Source organism: Niabella aquatica (assembly GCF_054779315.1).
Window position 1 is genome coordinate 215,141 of record NZ_BAAGYM010000008.1, and the last position, 16,683, is coordinate 231,823.

At 42.0% G+C, this 16,683-nt stretch carries 16 protein-coding genes; 8 read left to right on the plus strand and 8 right to left on the minus strand.

Going from position 1 to position 16,683, the window contains the following annotated elements; genetic code table 11:
• Positions 1-194: 194 nt before the first annotated feature.
• Together ACYVBM_RS07900 and ACYVBM_RS07905 are read right to left on the minus strand one after the other, a co-directional pair.
• Complete coding sequence (locus ACYVBM_RS07900) at positions 195-3,446, minus strand: hypothetical protein (RefSeq protein WP_460685097.1); 3,252 nt, start codon at positions 3,444-3,446, stop codon at positions 195-197.
• Positions 3,447-3,784: 338 nt separating this feature from the next.
• Positions 3,785-4,759 (minus strand): deoxyhypusine synthase family protein, encoded by a 975-nt coding sequence (locus ACYVBM_RS07905; protein ID WP_460685098.1) that lies wholly within the window; start codon positions 4,757-4,759, stop codon positions 3,785-3,787.
• A 124-nt stretch (positions 4,760-4,883) separates the two neighbouring features.
• On the opposite strand from ACYVBM_RS07905, the gene ACYVBM_RS07910 reads away from it, so the two are divergent.
• From ACYVBM_RS07910 to ACYVBM_RS07925, 4 genes are read left to right on the plus strand one after another with little or no spacing between them, the layout of a single operon-like run.
• Positions 4,884-5,453: a DUF4256 domain-containing protein gene (locus ACYVBM_RS07910; protein WP_460685099.1), complete on the plus strand. Its 570-nt coding sequence runs from the start codon at positions 4,884-4,886 to the stop codon at positions 5,451-5,453.
• 26 nt (positions 5,454-5,479) lie between these two features.
• The gene (locus ACYVBM_RS07915) at positions 5,480-6,094 is read left to right on the plus strand and encodes an acyl carrier protein phosphodiesterase (RefSeq protein WP_460685100.1); all 615 of its coding nucleotides are present in this window, start codon (positions 5,480-5,482) and stop codon (positions 6,092-6,094) included.
• A gap of 50 nt (positions 6,095-6,144) precedes the next feature.
• Positions 6,145-6,705 carry a DUF2911 domain-containing protein gene (locus tag ACYVBM_RS07920; RefSeq protein WP_460685101.1) on the plus strand — a complete coding sequence of 187 codons (561 nt, stop codon included), beginning with the start codon at positions 6,145-6,147 and terminating at the stop codon, positions 6,703-6,705.
• A 14-nt stretch (positions 6,706-6,719) separates the two neighbouring features.
• Positions 6,720-7,373 (plus strand): DUF2911 domain-containing protein, encoded by a 654-nt coding sequence (locus ACYVBM_RS07925; RefSeq protein WP_460685102.1) that lies wholly within the window; start codon positions 6,720-6,722, stop codon positions 7,371-7,373.
• A gap of 141 nt (positions 7,374-7,514) precedes the next feature.
• Here ACYVBM_RS07925 and ACYVBM_RS07930 read toward each other — a convergent pair whose 3' ends face one another.
• A complete protein-coding gene (locus tag ACYVBM_RS07930) occupies positions 7,515-7,961 on the minus strand; it encodes a hypothetical protein (RefSeq protein ID WP_460685103.1) in 447 nt (148 codons plus the stop codon).
• Between the two features lie 164 nt (positions 7,962-8,125).
• The gene (locus ACYVBM_RS07935; protein WP_460685104.1) at positions 8,126-8,269 is read right to left on the minus strand and encodes a hypothetical protein; all 144 of its coding nucleotides are present in this window, start codon (positions 8,267-8,269) and stop codon (positions 8,126-8,128) included.
• A 286-nt stretch (positions 8,270-8,555) separates the two neighbouring features.
• Between ACYVBM_RS07935 and ACYVBM_RS07940 the strand changes: the two genes are divergently transcribed.
• Complete coding sequence (locus ACYVBM_RS07940; protein WP_460685105.1) at positions 8,556-9,836, plus strand: Fic family protein; 1,281 nt, start codon at positions 8,556-8,558, stop codon at positions 9,834-9,836.
• A gap of 55 nt (positions 9,837-9,891) precedes the next feature.
• Complete coding sequence (locus tag ACYVBM_RS07945) at positions 9,892-10,680, plus strand: TIGR02757 family protein (RefSeq protein WP_460685106.1); 789 nt, start codon at positions 9,892-9,894, stop codon at positions 10,678-10,680.
• Positions 10,681-10,733: 53 nt separating this feature from the next.
• On the opposite strand, the gene ACYVBM_RS07950 is transcribed toward ACYVBM_RS07945, so the two are convergent.
• The 3 genes from ACYVBM_RS07950 to ACYVBM_RS07960 all read right to left on the minus strand — a co-directional run bounded on the left by ACYVBM_RS07950 (position 10,734) and on the right by ACYVBM_RS07960 (position 13,641).
• On the minus strand, positions 10,734-11,480 hold the full coding sequence (locus ACYVBM_RS07950; protein ID WP_460685107.1) for a DUF2846 domain-containing protein: 747 nt from the start codon (positions 11,478-11,480) through the stop codon (positions 10,734-10,736).
• A 28-nt stretch (positions 11,481-11,508) separates the two neighbouring features.
• Positions 11,509-12,174 (minus strand): sterol desaturase family protein, encoded by a 666-nt coding sequence (locus tag ACYVBM_RS07955; RefSeq protein WP_460685108.1) that lies wholly within the window; start codon positions 12,172-12,174, stop codon positions 11,509-11,511.
• A 222-nt stretch (positions 12,175-12,396) separates the two neighbouring features.
• Positions 12,397-13,641 (minus strand): serine hydrolase, encoded by a 1,245-nt coding sequence (locus ACYVBM_RS07960; protein WP_460685109.1) that lies wholly within the window; start codon positions 13,639-13,641, stop codon positions 12,397-12,399.
• A 296-nt stretch (positions 13,642-13,937) separates the two neighbouring features.
• On the opposite strand from ACYVBM_RS07960, the gene gcvT reads away from it, so the two are divergent.
• Both gcvT and ACYVBM_RS07970 read left to right on the plus strand, forming a co-directional pair.
• Positions 13,938-15,044, plus strand: a complete 1,107-nt coding sequence (gcvT, locus tag ACYVBM_RS07965) for a glycine cleavage system aminomethyltransferase GcvT (protein ID WP_460685110.1) — start codon at positions 13,938-13,940, stop codon at positions 15,042-15,044.
• 220 nt (positions 15,045-15,264) lie between these two features.
• On the plus strand, positions 15,265-15,990 hold the full coding sequence (locus ACYVBM_RS07970; protein ID WP_460685111.1) for a 2-phosphosulfolactate phosphatase: 726 nt from the start codon (positions 15,265-15,267) through the stop codon (positions 15,988-15,990).
• A gap of 154 nt (positions 15,991-16,144) precedes the next feature.
• Here the strand turns inward: ACYVBM_RS07970 and ACYVBM_RS07975 are convergent, their stop codons facing one another.
• Entirely contained in the window at positions 16,145-16,666 is a 522-nt protein-coding gene (locus ACYVBM_RS07975; protein WP_460685112.1) for a glutathione peroxidase, read from the minus strand.
• Positions 16,667-16,683: the final 17 nt, after the last annotated feature.

Consider the following 16,683-nt stretch of genomic DNA (forward strand, 5'->3'; position numbering starts at 1 on the left):
TTTAAATTCATTGAAATGACAAATAAATAAAGCGGCCGCCATTCCGGTCGGATCCCGTCCAGGCTGAATGCTTTCGGGTATCGAAATGAAGAAGTTTAATACATAATAATGGGTCGTTTAAACAAGATCATATATAAAAAGCTGTGCTATACAATTAACACAGCTTTTCTGATAATATGATTGAAAACGATAAACTAGGCCAGGTTAGGGTTTCTCCCGATAGTACCCGATAAAGGTTCTTCACTTTTAAGCTGGCTGATTTGTTCAGAAAGCTCCTGCAGCTGAGCTGCTTTATCTGTTTCGCCGATTAACTGCGAAGCGGCAATTTGCTTTTGCTGCATTTCCAGCACCAGTAATGCAAAATCTTTTGATGCCTTTATCCGCTCTTTGTACCAGTCCGATTGCAATACATATTCAGGAGTGAACATATTCCGGATTTCGGGATCCGCCAGTGTTTTACCTTCATAATGGCCATGCACCATAATGTGAATGATGGCTTTTAACGGGGGACATGCCTCATCTATACTTCCATCAGTGAACCATTCTTTGGCAACGGCTGCCTGCGACTCTGCGATATATAGTACCCCTTCTGCAAAATCTTTTGCATTTTGCAGTTCAGGACGAAGCATATCCAGCGGGAAAATGCCATCAGGACTGGTGAACAGGCGGCCTCCAAAACGCTTTAAGAAGGCGGGGCTGATGCGGTAACCCAGGCGTGATGCCGGTATACGTACACCGCCATGGTCAAAGTCTTCTACTTTTTCAAGATAGCCACGGTCGATCAGGTATTTAGGGTCTCTTTCATGAGCGCTCATACGCGACCAGAGCTCAGGAACCCAATAACTGATATCATGATCTACCTGGTATTTATGGCCAATGAATCCGCATGCAGTAGAGAATCCCGGTAAACCTGTAAGCACGGCGCTTACTAATGCAGCATTAATGTCTGCCACAGGGCGCAACATGTTAAATGGCCCTTTTGTAAGCGCACCCTCTGAGCCAAAACCGGTAGTAGAAGGTGATTTACCAGAAAGCGTAGCGATACAATCCATCATTAGCTCAGGAATTTCCTGGTAATGAATAGGCCCGTATACCGCCAGCATTTTAATGCCTTCCGAAGGCGGGTTGTTACGGCGGCCGATCAATAAGCTGTCTACCGGGTTAATGAGGGGCTGATTCGGCTGCATTTTACGGAACAGCTTGGTACCCAGCTCGCATACAAAACGGGGTTGCGGATTGGCAAGGTCTGGCCGATCCTGCAGATAACGTACGTTTTTGGTAATGCTTGTGCCCACCACTCTCGGGTGAGAGGTAGAGACAAAATATTCTCCGTCCTTCAGCTTTGCTGCTTTTTCGATGGTTTCCTGCATGGCAGGAGTGAATTTTTCAAACTCAATAATATTGGCCATCAGCTCCTGCGCATCTTTTGCTACCAGCGGCTCATAGTTGGAAAAGAAAACACCGGTTTTGCTAAAGTCAGATTCGGCCTGGCGGTCCTGCCCTTTATGAATGGCATCATCCGGACGCTGGAACAGCTTGTTCTCGCAGTTCACCACTACTTTTACTGATGCAGCCTGTTGTTCGGGAAGCAGGGTTGATATGGCGCTGCCGGGATAAACGGAGGATACCGAAATATCGTCTTCTGTCTGGATTTTGGTGGCCGGCATAAAATCCTGGCGAAGGCGGAAAGTACGCCACGTACCATCCTTATTCAAACCTATCCTTAAATAACGTGAGGTTACTTTTAATCCTCTATACTTTAGCTGATGCCCCGGTTCATTATCCAGCACATCCACGCTAAAATAAGAGCGCCAGTTATCACTCCAGTCGGCCTGGTACAAACGCTTGATACAAAGCACCAGGCTTTTTATCTGGGAGGGAATACGGCGAACCCAGTTATTATACTCATCGGTATAAGTGGGATGCTCGTTCAGCATACGGATGACGGAGCCCATGCTGCGCTTAGGGCTCATTAAAGGGCGGCTGGCTGCTTCGGTATGGTTCCTGACTATGTCTTTATAACGGTCGCCATAATAACGGTTAATGATCACTTCTGCGGCATCCAGCTCTTCTTCCAGATTATTTACATAGAAATTTTCAGCCAGTATCAGGTCCTGTATGGACTTTGAAATTTCAGATTTACCTCCGCCGGATACTGTAGAAGGCTTATGCAGGAAAACACCTTCTGCCACCGTGCCTTTCAGATACCAGGATTTGGTAATGTTATGTTTATGCAGCTCTACCTTATAGCCTGAGGGATGTAAATAAGTGATATTCTTTTCAAGGGGAATGCTTTGCTTTTGCCCGTTCAGCGTCCATGATACAGAAAGCGACAGCACATCAATAAAAGTATCTTCACGGATGAGGTAGATATTACGGAATTTTTTATGAACGGCATATCCTTTAGGCTGCTCTTCAAACTGATCAGCATAATTTTCCATTATCCAGTTGTAAGAAAAGCTGATACCTTTATGGATACGGCTATCCTGCGCAAAAAAGGCCCCGAGATTATAAGAAGGATATACAAGGGCGCCACCGGCATGTTCTTCTTCGGCGTTACCTAAAAGATTGGTAGCAAAACTGATCTGGGTTTTTACTTCCTTCTTACAGTAACCATAGTAGTTATCAGCAATCAGGGTGATCACCCATCCTTCTTTGGTACGGTGTGTACATTTAAAGGCGTTGCCATTATTGTAAAGCTCTTCCTCGCTGCTCCAGCACATACCCTGTGCCTTTTGCTGTTCGGTAGCTTCCGAAATATGAGGAAGGCCCAGTTCTTTTTTAGTTTTCAGCAACAGTTGAGGGGCTAATACCACCATGCCGGTCACACCGGTAAATGAGCCTACCTTATACAGGATATCGTTTTCGGGTAAGCGGGTATCCCCCGGGTTGCCAAAAATATTTTCCACAAAGTCGAGATTGGACACCATACCACCGGGAACTACAAAACGTACTTCTGAGCGCATCTCTTTTTGCAGACCGGGAATTTCAGGTTTTACCAGGGGGTGAAGTACCAGTCCCACAAAAGACTGCTCACCGTTGTATGGGAGCTCGCCTGAGTCGGGGTCCAGCCGGAAAGCAGCTTCCAGCATTTTGGCATAAACGTGCTTGGGTACACGCAGCTTGTCGTCAGCAATAGCCATACCCCCTTCAGAAACGTGAAAGCTGCCGGCAGTAGTACGACGGTCAGAGGCCGGGTTGTGCAGCACGCCCTGCATAACACGGTAAGATTTTACGTGTTTTCCTATGTACACGTTTTTATCTACGGGAAGCGAGAGCAGCCGGGCCTGTCCGGGTGCTACCAGGTCAATGTGCGCAGGCACAACAAATCCTTCCCCAAATTCGGACTTTAAAAAACTGTTTAAACGTAAATCAATAGGGGCTGGAGATTGAGGCTTTAAATTGAGTGGCAATACTGCTTCAGTGTCCTTAAAATTCGTTGTCATGTTTAACCTGTTATTTGGACTATTTACCTGGGGAATTTTAACTGTAGTAGATTCCACAAAGTCAATAGCTGCGGTAAATGAAAGAACCTGTTCAGGATGAAATATTCCGGTTGCTTAAAAAAAACCGGTGCCCATTCTTTCATTTATACCCATTGTTATTTTTTTATTGCGATTGTTCTTATCCCGACAGAAAGGGCTAAGTCCAAAGGTAATGAAGTGTAAAATACGGGACAAATATGTATGTTATGGATTTATATGATTGTCGTCATATAAATTTGAAATCACGAAGCCTTCCGGAGAAGGAAGCGCTTCGCAAAGAGACGAGAAAAAATTAATGATTACCAGCCTAATATCCAGGCAAACATCAGCGGCGCCACAATAGTAGCATCGCTTTCAACGATGAATTTAGGCGTGTGTATATCCAGCTTGCCCCAGGTTATCTTTTCGTTAGGAACAGCGCCGCTGTAAGAACCATAAGAAGTAGTGCTGTCGCTTATCTGGCAGAAATAGCTCCAGAAGGGTACATCATGCCATTCCAGGTCCTGGTACATCATAGGCACTACGCATATAGGAAAGTCTCCGGCAATACCGCCACCTATCTGGAAAAAGCCAACACCTTTTCCTGTCGAATTATTACGGTACCATTCTGTAAGCCAAACCATATATTCAATGCCGCTCTTTACAGTATTCGCCTTCAATTCACCCTTAATAACATAGCTGGCGAAAATGTTACCGGTGGTGCTGTCTTCCCAGCCCGGGCAAATAATTGGGAGGTTTTTCTCCGCAGCAGCTATGATCCAGCTGTCTTTAGGATCAATTTCATAATATTGCTCCAGCTCACCGCTTAAAACCGTTTTGTACAGGAACTCGTGTGGAAAGTAACGTTCTCCCCCTGCTTCTGCTTCTTTCCATTGCTTTACCAGGTGTTTTTGCAAACGGCGGAAGGCTTCTTCTTCAGGAATGCAGGTATCGGTAACACGGTTATAGTGATTCTCTAACAGGTCCCACTCTTCCTGTGGTGTAAGATCGCGGTAATGCGGTACACGTTTATAATGGCTATGCGCTACCAGGTTCATTACATCTTCCTCTAAATTAGCACCGGTACAGCTGATGATATGTATTTTATCCTGGCGTATCATCTCTGCCAGAGAAATGCCCAGCTCTGCAGTGCTCATAGCTCCGGCAAGGGTAACCATCATTTTGCCGCCTTCCAGCAAATGGGTTTCATAGCCTTTGGCAGCATCCATTAATGCAGCCGCATTAAAATGGCGGTAATGATGCTGTATGAATTGCGATACAGGTCCTTTGTTCATGATTCAAAAACTTTTTTTTTGCGCCTTCAGATCACAAAAGCGTGAGACATTGCGGAAGGCAAAAATATTTATTTTTGATATTGAAGTACAGTTAAGATTTTTTTATCTTTTTTTAAAAAACAGAATGGCAAAAATCAATAAAAAGCAATTAACGGAAGCGGCATCAGCAGCACTCCTGAAGCTGTTAAAAGCAAGATTTGAAAAAAACAGTAATCGCCATAAGGGAATAGAATGGGCAGCCGTGCAGGCTAAATTAGAAGAAACTGCTGAGAAATTATGGGTGCTTAATGAAATGGAAAGGACCGGTGGCGAACCCGATGTGGTTGCTTTCGATAAAAAGACCGGGGTATATATTTTTTATGATTGTGCAGCTGAAAGCCCTGCCGGCCGGAGAAATGTTTGTTACGACAGGGAGGGGTGGGCATCAAGAAAAGAGCACCGGCCAGAAAATAATGCCATTGATTTGGCCGTCGATATGGGTATTGAAATGTTAACGGAAGAGGAATACCGGTATCTACAGACACTGGGGGATTTTGATGCAAAAACATCGAGCTGGCTAAAAACGCCGACAGGTGTAAGAGAAAGGGGCGGAGCCCTTTTTGGAGATTTCAGGTATGGCCGTGTGTTTGTGTATCATAACGGGGCTCAGTCTTATTATGGCGTCAGGGGATTTAGAGGATCTTTAAAGGTTTAGATATAAAGTTTTTACTCAGGTATTTAATGAATTACTTAGCCCACGCATATTTATCTTTTAATAATGAACCCGTTTTGCTGGGCAACATGATCAGCGATTTTGTAAAGGGGAAGAAGCAATTCTTATATCCGCCGGAGATACACAAAGGTATTTTACTGCACAGGGCAATTGATGATTATACAGATTCTCATGCTGTAATACAAAAGGCAAAGGCTGTTTTCAGACCAGATTACAGGCTGTACAGCGGGGCATTTATTGATGTGGCATTCGACCATTTCCTGGCCATAGATAAAACAGAGTTTGCAGACGGCTCGCTATATCCTTTTTCACAGGAAACCTATAAAAAGCTGGGCCGGCAGCAGGCAAATATGCCGGAGGCCTTTAAAAGAATGTTTTATTATATGCAATCGGAGAACTGGCTGTACCGATATCAAACAAGAGAAGGTATTTATCAAAGTTTTGGAGGATTGGTAAAAAGAGCCGCATATTTGCACGATAGTATCCCGGCGATAAAGGTTTTTAACCAGCATTATATATTTTTAGAGCATTGTTTTAATGAATTTTGGATTGAGTTAAAGGATTTTGCCTTCAATAAGTATAAAGAGCTGATGAATGAAGGAGTGATTGATCCAGCACTATAAATATTTTTCGGTTCCGCTGAGGGCAGGCATAGCAAAAAATTTAAAATACAATGAAAAAGTGGCTTCTCTTTTCGTTTTTTGTTTTTTTAAGTATCCCGTTTTTGAATGCGCAGCATTGGGCCCCGGTAGATAAATCACCGTTGGACCAGATCTACTTTCCCGCCGATTATCCAGCACTAAAAGTAAAAGGAACAAAAGAGCCGCTGCGGATGCGGATCATTTACAGCAGGCCTAATAAAAATAACAGGCTGATCTTTGGTTCTGAAATTGTGCCGTATGGAAAAGTATGGAGGCTTGGTGCTAATGAAGCTACAGAACTGAATTTATTTGCCGCTGCAAAAATTGGCGGGAAAAAAATACCGGCAGGGCGATATACGTTGTATGCCCTGGTCAACGAAAAAAACTGGACCTTTATTATTAATAAAGAAACCGATACCTGGGGCGCCTTTAAGTATGATGCAACAAAAGATGTTTGCAGGGTTACGGCTGATGTAAAACAACTGGATAAACCGATAGAAGCCTTAACCATTGACCTGGAAAGATCTGCTAACGGTGTAAACCTTGTGGCCGGCTGGGATACTGTTTCCGCAACGTTGCCTATTTTATTTTAAATTTTTGTGATTGCATGTGTACTCTTTATAAATGTTTTGCAGCTATATGTCTTATTCCATTCTTTCTCACCGGCTGTAAAGAAAGATCAAAAACAGTAAATGAGCCGGTAAAGTACGATGGCCCGGCCCGAGATACGGCTCATGAGCCACACACAGTAATAGAAGATAATAACCTTTATGCCGATGTGGATATTTCGCCTATGGATATGAGCTATTTCCCGGCAAAATATCCGCAAATGAAAATTGCTGATCCCAATATACCCCCGCCGGTAATGCGGGTTATTTACAGCCGCCCTCATTTGCAGGGCCGTAAATTGTTTGAGGAGATTTTAAAATACGGGCAAAACTGGAGGCTTGGCGCCAACGAAGCAACCGAGTTGAATATCTTTCAGCCCGTAACGATCGGGGATAAGAAAATACCTGCAGGACGTTATACTTTATATGCTATTCCTAAAGCGGGTTATTGGACCATCGCTATCAACAGCAGCCTGGACCAGTGGGGCCTGAAACAGGATCCGTCGAGGGACGTGGTAAGAGTTCAGGTACCGGTTACTTATTATAACCCGGTTATGGAATATTTTACTATGGTATTTGAAAAAACCAATACCGGCGCCAATCTTATTATGGCATGGGATGATGCCGTGGCAAAGCTTCCTATAAAAATTTAGCAAAAGGATACAGCGCCACTGAAAATAAAAAGGGAGAAGATAAGAATACCCTCTCCGAAGTTTTACATGAGAAAATTTTAAAGCGGTTTTTTGCCAGGCAGGATCAGGTTCCTACGCATTAAACAGCTGTTACCGGCAAAATTATTTATCACCTCTATTATATTCTGAAACAACTTCTGTTTCGCCAAAATTGTTGGAATTTATATGAGTATAGCGCTTGCCGTCTTTTAAAACCACCCGGTAATTAACACCATATTTATTAGTTACTTCAGTAATCCCGGTAATTTCTTTACCCGCATATTGTTTTTGAATATGATATAAAACAGTAGCCGGCAATTTATCTTCTTTGTAATAACGAACAGTCTGTATCAGGTTGCCTTTTGCATCAATTTTTACACGGGTTTTAATATCATCGTACACAAAAAAGGCTTCATACTGGCTGCCGGAGCTTGTCCAGCTTACATTATCGGCATCTTTAAAAGTCTCGCTAAATGTTTTTAAAACTTTTTCGAAGGGTTCTGCATTAGTTGCCCCGGTATTAATGGTAAGAGCAAAAATAACAACGGCGGAAAGGATTAAGCTTTTCATTTGATTTGATTTTAATATTTTAAGATTTTGTTTTATTTGTTTCACAAACATACACCCCGCTTGTGCTTCAGGGCAAAGCGATATGGGCGAACCCCCTGTAAATACCCGGTGAATGACGGTTTTTTTACCGTGAAATCAGCCTTGCCGTGCAACCGTTTGTCAATTCAATAGCGCGAACCGTTTATAATGTTACCCCGGATGGTGCCGTATCCGAAAGCGCTTAGCATATCTTTTTGCACTTCTCCGGTTTTTATGCTATTCATCCTGAACCCTTCCTTTTCATGCTCACAACGTAAAGATATCTTCATTGCCTGCTGTATGTCAAGCTAAATAGTGACTAACGGCAACCCTTTCGTACAAGGGAATTGTGCCCAGCCAGGATAATGATCGGAAAGTGGCTACAAAAGGTTAAAATATCATTTAAGCGGTATAGGCTGCATTAATAAAAGAACGGGGTTATCCTTCCTTTTCGGGATGAGCGGCAATCGTATACGTAAATTTTCGTAGATTTTAGCTGCCAGTGATATATTACTGCACTGCTTCATGAATTTGTTAGTTTAAATAAACTATATTCGCCCAAATCTGCCGGTTTCTATGCAAAAAATCGAACAAGCCAACCAAAGCAATACCAATCATGCTTTAAGAAAGCTGATCAGTAACCTAAATAATAACTACGTTCATTGGGATAAATTTAAGGATATGCCTTTGCCTGTTGAAGGCCTCCGAGAGGACATCTGGCAACAGGTAACCGGCGAGCGGGAACAGGGCTTTACCCGAAGGCTGCCCATAGGTGATTCAGTAATAAAATGGTGGATCAGCAACACAATGGAGGTACAGCTGCATAGGCTGGATATTGACCTTGCCGGTGGCAGGGATATGGAAGTATTACAGGAGAGCAAGCATGTTCATCGGCACCAAACAAATGCGCTGCTCGATGAAAGTATTGCTTCGGCGCAACTGGCCGGAGCCGTTGTATCTAAAAAAGCAGCCAGGGAAATGCTGCTAAAAAAACGGAGTCCGCAAAATGTAAACGAGCAGATCTGCATTAATATATACCGTTCTTTGCAACTGGCATTTTCTAAAAAAGAGGAGCCTTTAACCGAAGCATTGTTATTGCAGCTGCACCAGGCACTTACAAAAGATACGATCAAATTAAAAGGCATCGGCCAATACAGAACAAATAATAAAGTAGATTTTTCATCTGTTGATACATCAGCCGGTTACAAACCTGTTGACTCCAGGCTGGTGGCGCCGTTAATGGAAACTGTTTTAGGTATATATAATGATGACGTAGCACCCTTTTTTATTCACCCGTTAGTAAAAGCATGTATCATTCATTACCTGGTAGTAACTATTCGCCCTTTTAAAGATGCCAACGGCCGAATGGCAAGATTGCTGGTGCAGCTGTACCTGCTGAAAAAAAAGTATTGGGTAGCCGCATTTATATCGCCATCAAATATAATTTCAAAATTTAATCTTCAGTATCACAGGTCGATCGTTCAGTCACAAACAGATGCCAATAATACAGGCTATTTTATACAGTTCTACATACAGTCCATACAAATGGCTTATAAATCGTTAAGGGATTTTACATTGCGCATTACCAGGGAAAAAGCAGGATCAGGGATGAATAAATTACCCGGGTACAATGAGCGCCAAACAGTAGTGTTGCAGTGGCTGAAGGAAGATCGCGAAAAAGTGGTTACCATACGAGAACTAAGATCTATGTATGGGGTATCTAAAGAAACGGCCAGGACGGATCTTACGGCATTGGTAAATAAGGGATGGATTAAATATTATCACATCAACAAGAAAACATATGCCTTTGTAAAAGGCGATGCTTTTGATACATTAATACAACAAATAAATGTTTAAGCGAAAGGCAATAAGGTTATTGGACGGTTGTGTTTTTTAAAACAGCGGATGAAATATGTTGGAAGAAAAACTTAAAGAATTTTTAGATAAGAAAGCGGCACAATACGAGCAGCCGGAATTTATAAAAGACGACCCCATCTGCATCCCCCACCGGTTTACAAAAAAACAGGATATTGAAATTGCCGGATTTTTTGCGGCTATCCTGGCCTGGGGCAACCGTAAAAGCATCATCAACTCCTGCAATCGCTTACTGACATGGATGGATAATGCGCCCTACGATTTCATTATGAATTTTGAGGAAGACGATTTACTTCCATTTGTAAGGTTTGCGCACCGCACATTTAACCCTACTGATCTTTTTCACTTTTTCGATTATCTGAAATATCATTACCGGTATCTGGGAGCCTCCTCTTTTGAAACTGCGTTCACGAAATATTTGAATAAGAATGCGGAACATACAGAACCGGCATTAACCGGCTTTTATTATTCTTTTTTTAATGAAGAATTTTTTCCGGATTATCCGCGGCGTACGGTGAAGCATATCGCCTCTCCTGCAAAAAAATCAGCCTGTAAAAGATTGAATATGTTTTTACGATGGATGGTGCGAAGCAATGCAAAAGGCGTGGATTTCGGGATCTGGAAACAGATAAAAACTTCACAGCTGGTTTGCCCGCTGGATGTACATGTATCACGTGTGGCACGCCACTTCAACCTGCTGCAGAGGCCCGGAAACGACTGGCTTTCTGCCGTTGAACTTACCCGAAACCTGAAACAGCTTGATGCAAAAGATCCTGTAAAGTATGATTTCGCTTTGTTTGGTTTGGGGGTGGTGGAGAGATTTTAACAGTTATTCATAAAAGGTAAATGACCGGAGTTAAAGAGAATGTAGCCCGCTTATCATTTTTTCTTTTCTCCTCTTCCTTTCATCTGTTCGTATTCTTCTTTTCCCTGTGTGGGATATACTAAATTCAGTTGTGGCTGCCCCACCCAAAATCCTGTCTGAATCCCACATTTTATGTAATAGCTTTTCCCGGGTTTAATATTCAACGGAACAATGGCTTTTGCCTCGGTTTTGGCCCAAATCTTATGTTGTCCCGGTTTATATACTTTTATCTCATATTTTGAATTATTAGTCATCCGGCAAATAACCGAGTCATCCAGGTAAATATCATAGCCGATCGCGGAACCTGAAAAATTTTTAGGCCGGTATAAATAAAGCAGCGCATAACCGGCAGAAGCATCTGTTGCAACATCATCTTCGTCATCATTAATGTATGTATTGCTTTGTACAACCTTTTCGGCATACGCCTCTGCATCTATTTGCAGGATCTTACCTTTTATTCTGTAACACGAACTCCAGATATCCGGCTCTTTCAGCTCAGTGATTTTAATAGCATTTCCTCCGGCTTTTGCTGCTTTTTGTTTTGCTTTTTCTATTACGCGCTGGTATTGACAATCAGAAGTGAACCCGTTATCTCCGATTTTAAAATCACCAAGAACAATAGCCCCGCCGGGTATGCTATCCGTAACCAGGTATAATACAACTTCTTTGGTGGTGTCTGCCGGTATGGTAACCCTGGCCGCCGCGGGTAGTAACAGCAATGTTAAAGCCATACTGAAAAGCAGTCGTAGCTGGGTAAGCATAATCAATCGTTATTTTAAGTTGTATATTTTACTTCTTTCCAAACATCAGTTCCTTTACTTTTTCTTTATCTTCTTTTTCTTTTTTAAGGTCGAACATAGTACCAAACACATGATCCCAAAGGGTGCTGCTTACCCCAAAGCCTTTATGCTCATCTTTATAATGATGTAAATGATGGTTACGCCAGAGCCCTTTCATCCATTTAAAAGGCGGATTCCAGGCATGGATAGCATAGTGCATAGTTCCGTACATTAAGTAGCCCAACATAAAGCCGGGAAAAAACATGAACGCATATCGCCCTATTATCAGGTAAAACAGGCTGAGCAATACCGATGCAATAATAATACTGGGTACAGGGGGCATAAAAAGGCGTTCCCTGTCGCGGGGATAATGGTGATGGTTCCCGTGCATGATGTATGCTATTTTTTGAATAGAAGGCTTCTCACTTACCCAGTGAAAAATAAAACGATGAGCCAGGTATTCAAAAAATGACCAGAAGAGCATACCAGAAAAAAATATCAGCAACACATAGCCTATAGAAAAGCCAAGGGTAGTAGCGCTGTAATATAACAGATATGCTATAACAGGTATATAAATGCCCCAGATAACTAACGGGTGAGTTTTAGTGAGCATCTCCAGATAATCATTCTTAAAAAGCCGGGCTTGTCCTTTATTGTGGATCTTTTCAAATTTCATGAGGTACAAAAATAAATTAAAAACCAGCAATGCAAAATGCATAGAGGCTTGTCTAGGATCAATAACTAATAACAAAAATGATGCTAATCAAATAACAGGTAAACATTAAAAGAGTTTATTTTACGAACCTTTTACTTTTAGTTAGGGCGCACTTGTAGCCTGCTTAACAGCAGAGTTACAGCTCTTTTTTTTTCCAATATCATCTACTCTTTAAACAGCCACTTAATCATACTTTAACTTCCACCGGCTTAAATCGGGCATTGTTATCCGTTTTCTTTTTAATTCATGATCATATATTTTTTCACCCACTTCCCTGAAAAACGGGTAGCCGGTTTCTACATATTCATATTTATTATCATTCAGCACTTCATCACTATTTACATAAATGCTGCCGCTAAGCATAAATTCAACATTATTTTTAAAATCAACGATATAGCAAACATCTGTTAAAAAGCCATGGCTCCAGCCGGTTTTATTAAAGCTGCGGATATAGCCGGGTACAGGCCGCTTCTCATCCCTGAAAAAAAAGAACTTGGTATAGCTGTCAAAAAACTCCGTAGTATCATATTTTGGAAACCCGCTTTCGGAAGGCTTTTCAGACATATACTGGTACAGTTTTTTATAGTCGTCCTGCGTTAACGCAAATCTGTTTTTTTCCGGTACAGATTCGGGAAACAGCACAGATTGCATCATCCATTGCAGATCTTTGAGCGTTGCCCTGTTATGCATGGTAAAATCATACGGTTCGTTTACCAGCACCTCGTCCTGGTTAAAATGAGCCTTCCCGATCTTTATTATTTTACTGAAATCGAACCGGGTATTACTTTTTGCCGCAGGCTGTATGTATACTTCATTTCCTTTTTCAATAAATCTTATCTGGTTGGTATGGCGATTTTCTTCAGGCGACATTTTTACAAAGCGGCGTGTAATGTGCATGTTTTTGTATCCCTTTTTCCAAAGGGTTTCATTCAGGTATTGCTGGCCGCAAAATTCGTACAGGCGGTTATAAGCATCATTGTCGCTTACTACAAATATTTTTTTTATATAATGATCAATGGATGGCATTCCTGATGCGGAAGTGCTGTCAGCGGTTACGGAGGTTTGCCCGCTAAAGCTGCTGTCAGTAAGCATGGCAGAATATTTATCGATGCCTTTGTTTTTAAGGGAGTTGATCTTCTCCAGCGCAGCCAAAGCCGTGGGCAGCTTTATCATCGATGCAGGGTAAAAATACAGCTCGTTATCAACATTCAGATAATAGTGCGTGAATTGGGGCTTATTATTCCTGTTCCTGTCAATTTTCGTATAAATAAGCTGATAGCGAAAAACTTCCGGATGATTCAATATACTGAGCAGCAATGGAGAGGCCTCTTTTCTTAAAAAGACATCCATCCATTCATTATTTTTATTTTGTGCATTAATAGCCATAGTTAAAAATAAAACGATCAGTACAAAGCAAGATTTTTTCATAGCTAAAAGATATTTTTCCCTTGATCCGAAATCCGGAATATGCGTAAACTCTTTTGCGGCAAGGGCAGTGAAAATACCAACCCCGCCCCGGATATCTGTTGCACCTTTTGGGCTAACAGCTAACGGCAACAACTATTTTGTACCCTATATCCAAGCTTTCGGCTTAAAAATCCGAAATTGCCGTTACATTTGCCGCGCAAAAAAGATGCAGCAGGTAGCTTCCTGGCTAAATGATCTTTTGCGGCAAGCTCTTCAGCGTACAGTTATCCGGCTCAAACAAAATTATAAATAAACAGATGAAACAAACCCCCTTTACTCAAAAGCATATAGCACTCGGCGCAAAAATGGCCGAATTCGCCGGCTATAATATGCCGATCAGTTATAGCAGCATCAACGAAGAGCACCATACTGTAAGAAATATAGCAGGAGTTTTCGATGTAAGCCATATGGGTGAATTTATATTAAAAGGAGAAAACGCCTTATCCCTTATTCAGCAGGTAACTACCAATGACGCGTCTAAACTAAAAAACGGACAGGCGCAATACAGCGCTTTTACCAATGAGAAGGGCGGGATTGTAGATGATTTGCTGGTGTATTGCATTGAAGAAAATAAGGTGTATATGATGGTGGTTAACGCAGCTAATATTGAAAAAGACTGGGACTGGGTACAACAACACAATACCCCTTCTTTGAACGGGACAAAGGAGGTTGTGGAAATGCACAACATTTCTGACAAAACGGCTTTGCTTGCTATCCAGGGACCGCAGGCTACAGCTATTTTACAACCCCTCACAGATATCGACATTTTGAATCTTCCCTACTACACATTTATAAAAGGAACATTTGCCGGAATTAAAAATGTGCTTATTAGTGCCACTGGCTATACCGGAGCTGGTGGTGTGGAAATTTATTTTGAAGATAAAGACGGGGCTGCTGATATTATATGGGAAGCGATCTTTACTGCAGGGGCTGCAAAAGGCTTAAAACCAATTGGTCTTGCTGCCCGCGATACACTAAGGCTCGAAATGGGCTATTGCCTGTATGGTAACGACCTGGATGATACCACCACTCCTCTGGAAGCAGGCCTCGGCTGGATAACAAAATTTACTAAAGAGTTTACCGCAAAAAACATATTACAAAAGCAAAAGGCTGAGGGTGCACAACGCCGGCTGGTGGGATTTGAGCTGACTGATAAAGGCATCCCCCGGCATGGATACGAAATTGCAGATGATGCAGGCAACAATATTGGTGTGGTTACATCAGGCACTCAATCACCCACATTAGGAAAAGCGATAGGCCTGGGGTATGTACAAACGGGCAAAGCGGGCATCGGTACTACAATATTCATCAAAGTTCGCGATAAACAACTGGCTGCCAATGTAGTAAAAATGCCTTTTGTATAAGATCGTTTAGACCAGCCTGCCGGGGCGGATACAGAATTTTAGGCAGGGGGCATTCATTATCAAAAAGTCCATACCGGATTTATCGAAATCATCCGGCAAGCAGATTCCAATACCGGGGCGATATACGATAAGTTTTACAGGATCACTAAAAAAATAAAATATACGAATGAAACAACAAACACTGCATTTGTGCATTTGTAGCTTTTCAATTTGTTAAAACATGTTTCAAAAACCCACACTTTTTACGGCTCTTTCCCCTGCGCTATTACATCTTTATGATCTGAAGGATACCGTTGTAGTAGTAATTGATGTTTTTCGTGCCACCTCCACTATTGCAGCCGCATTATATAACGGCGCCAGGCATATTATTCCGGTAGATACGGTTCCCAAAGCAATAGAAGTATGCAAAGAAGTGAACGGTATTGCTGCCGGAGAACGCGACGGGAAGCTGGCAGATGGGCTTAGCTATGGCAACTCTCCGCTGGAATATGCCCCTGATTTTATCAAAGACAGGATTCTGGTTCTTACTACAACCAATGGAACAAAGCTGCTGTATATGGCATTAGCCAATGGTGCGGAGAATATTATTACAGGATCTTTTCCTAATCTTTCCTCCGTGTGTAATTACCTTATCAGGCAAAATAAGAACACGGTACTTGCCTGTGCCGGCTGGAAAGACCGGTTTAACATGGAAGATACTTTATTTGCCGGCGCGGTCATACACCGGGTAAAAGAACATTTTGCTATTCATTGCGACAGCTCTTTCATGGCGGAAACTATGTATGCACAAAACAAAGAGCAGCTTCTGCCTTTTGCAAAGAATTTTACGCACTATCACAGGCTGGTAACCCGTTTTGGCTATATTGCGGATATTGATTTCTGCCTTACAAAAGATATCGCCAACGTGCTGCCACTATATAAAGAGGGAATGCTGATGAGGGGATAACTATTAAAGTAAAAAGATTCGCTTTGCAGCAGGTTTAGTAACCAGGCAATGTCTGCCTCAGATTATTGCGGCAGGCTGTTAATAGTAACCCCTGATTATGAAGCAACACAGCCAATTGAAAACTGCTGCTGTTGCCCTTTTGAAAAAAGCTTCATTAATTCAGGTATTTTAAAATAGCATCGCTCATCGGCTGGGTCTTGGGAGAGAAGGTGGCGACCAGCTCGCCTTTTTCATTCACCAGGAATTTACCGAAATTCCATGTAACCGGGTTTTCCAGTCCTTTTTTCTTAGCTTCTTCAGCAAGGTATTTATAGACAGGGGCCATATTTTTCCCTTTTACAGAAATTTTTGCGGCCATGGGGAAAGTGACCCCGTAATTTTTTTGACAGAATTCGGCTATATCCTCATTATTTCCCGGTTCCTGCCCTAAAAAGTTATTAGCAGGAAATCCAACAATCACCAGTTTGTCTTTGTATTTTTTATACAGGGCTTCTAATCCTTCATATTGCGGCGTATTGCCACATTTGCTGGCGGTATTTACGATCAGTATTTTTTTGCCTTTAAAATCTGCAAAGTTTATCACCCCGCCGGTTAGGCCCTCTACTTTAAACTTATAAATAGAATCAGATATGAGTAGCGAAGAAAATAGCAGTATTGTAAGAAACAGTGTTTTCATTTTATTTTAATTTAAGT

Excerpts from the sequence above, each read along its gene's own strand:
- ACYVBM_RS07900 (WP_460685097.1), bottom strand. The coding sequence starts at position 3,446 with ATGACAACGAATTTTAAGGACACTGAAGCAGTATTGCCACTCAATTTA.
- ACYVBM_RS07925 (WP_460685102.1), top strand. The coding sequence starts at position 6,720 with ATGTGTACTCTTTATAAATGTTTTGCAGCTATATGTCTTATTCCATTC.
- ACYVBM_RS07945 (WP_460685106.1), top strand. The coding sequence starts at position 9,892 with ATGTTGGAAGAAAAACTTAAAGAATTTTTAGATAAGAAAGCGGCACAA.
- gcvT (WP_460685110.1), top strand. The coding sequence starts at position 13,938 with ATGAAACAAACCCCCTTTACTCAAAAGCATATAGCACTCGGCGCAAAA.
- ACYVBM_RS07935 (WP_460685104.1), bottom strand. The coding sequence starts at position 8,269 with ATGAAGATATCTTTACGTTGTGAGCATGAAAAGGAAGGGTTCAGGATG.
- ACYVBM_RS07970 (WP_460685111.1), top strand. The coding sequence starts at position 15,265 with ATGTTTCAAAAACCCACACTTTTTACGGCTCTTTCCCCTGCGCTATTA.
- ACYVBM_RS07930 (WP_460685103.1), bottom strand. The coding sequence starts at position 7,961 with ATGAAAAGCTTAATCCTTTCCGCCGTTGTTATTTTTGCTCTTACCATT.
- ACYVBM_RS07905 (WP_460685098.1), bottom strand. The coding sequence starts at position 4,759 with ATGAACAAAGGACCTGTATCGCAATTCATACAGCATCATTACCGCCAT.
- ACYVBM_RS07915 (WP_460685100.1), top strand. The coding sequence starts at position 5,480 with ATGAATTACTTAGCCCACGCATATTTATCTTTTAATAATGAACCCGTT.
- ACYVBM_RS07960 (WP_460685109.1), bottom strand. The coding sequence starts at position 13,641 with ATGAAAAAATCTTGCTTTGTACTGATCGTTTTATTTTTAACTATGGCT.
- ACYVBM_RS07920 (WP_460685101.1), top strand. The coding sequence starts at position 6,145 with ATGAAAAAGTGGCTTCTCTTTTCGTTTTTTGTTTTTTTAAGTATCCCG.
- ACYVBM_RS07975 (WP_460685112.1), bottom strand. The coding sequence starts at position 16,666 with ATGAAAACACTGTTTCTTACAATACTGCTATTTTCTTCGCTACTCATA.
- ACYVBM_RS07940 (WP_460685105.1), top strand. The coding sequence starts at position 8,556 with ATGCAAAAAATCGAACAAGCCAACCAAAGCAATACCAATCATGCTTTA.
- ACYVBM_RS07950 (WP_460685107.1), bottom strand. The coding sequence starts at position 11,480 with ATGCTTACCCAGCTACGACTGCTTTTCAGTATGGCTTTAACATTGCTG.
- ACYVBM_RS07955 (WP_460685108.1), bottom strand. The coding sequence starts at position 12,174 with ATGAAATTTGAAAAGATCCACAATAAAGGACAAGCCCGGCTTTTTAAG.
- ACYVBM_RS07910 (WP_460685099.1), top strand. The coding sequence starts at position 4,884 with ATGGCAAAAATCAATAAAAAGCAATTAACGGAAGCGGCATCAGCAGCA.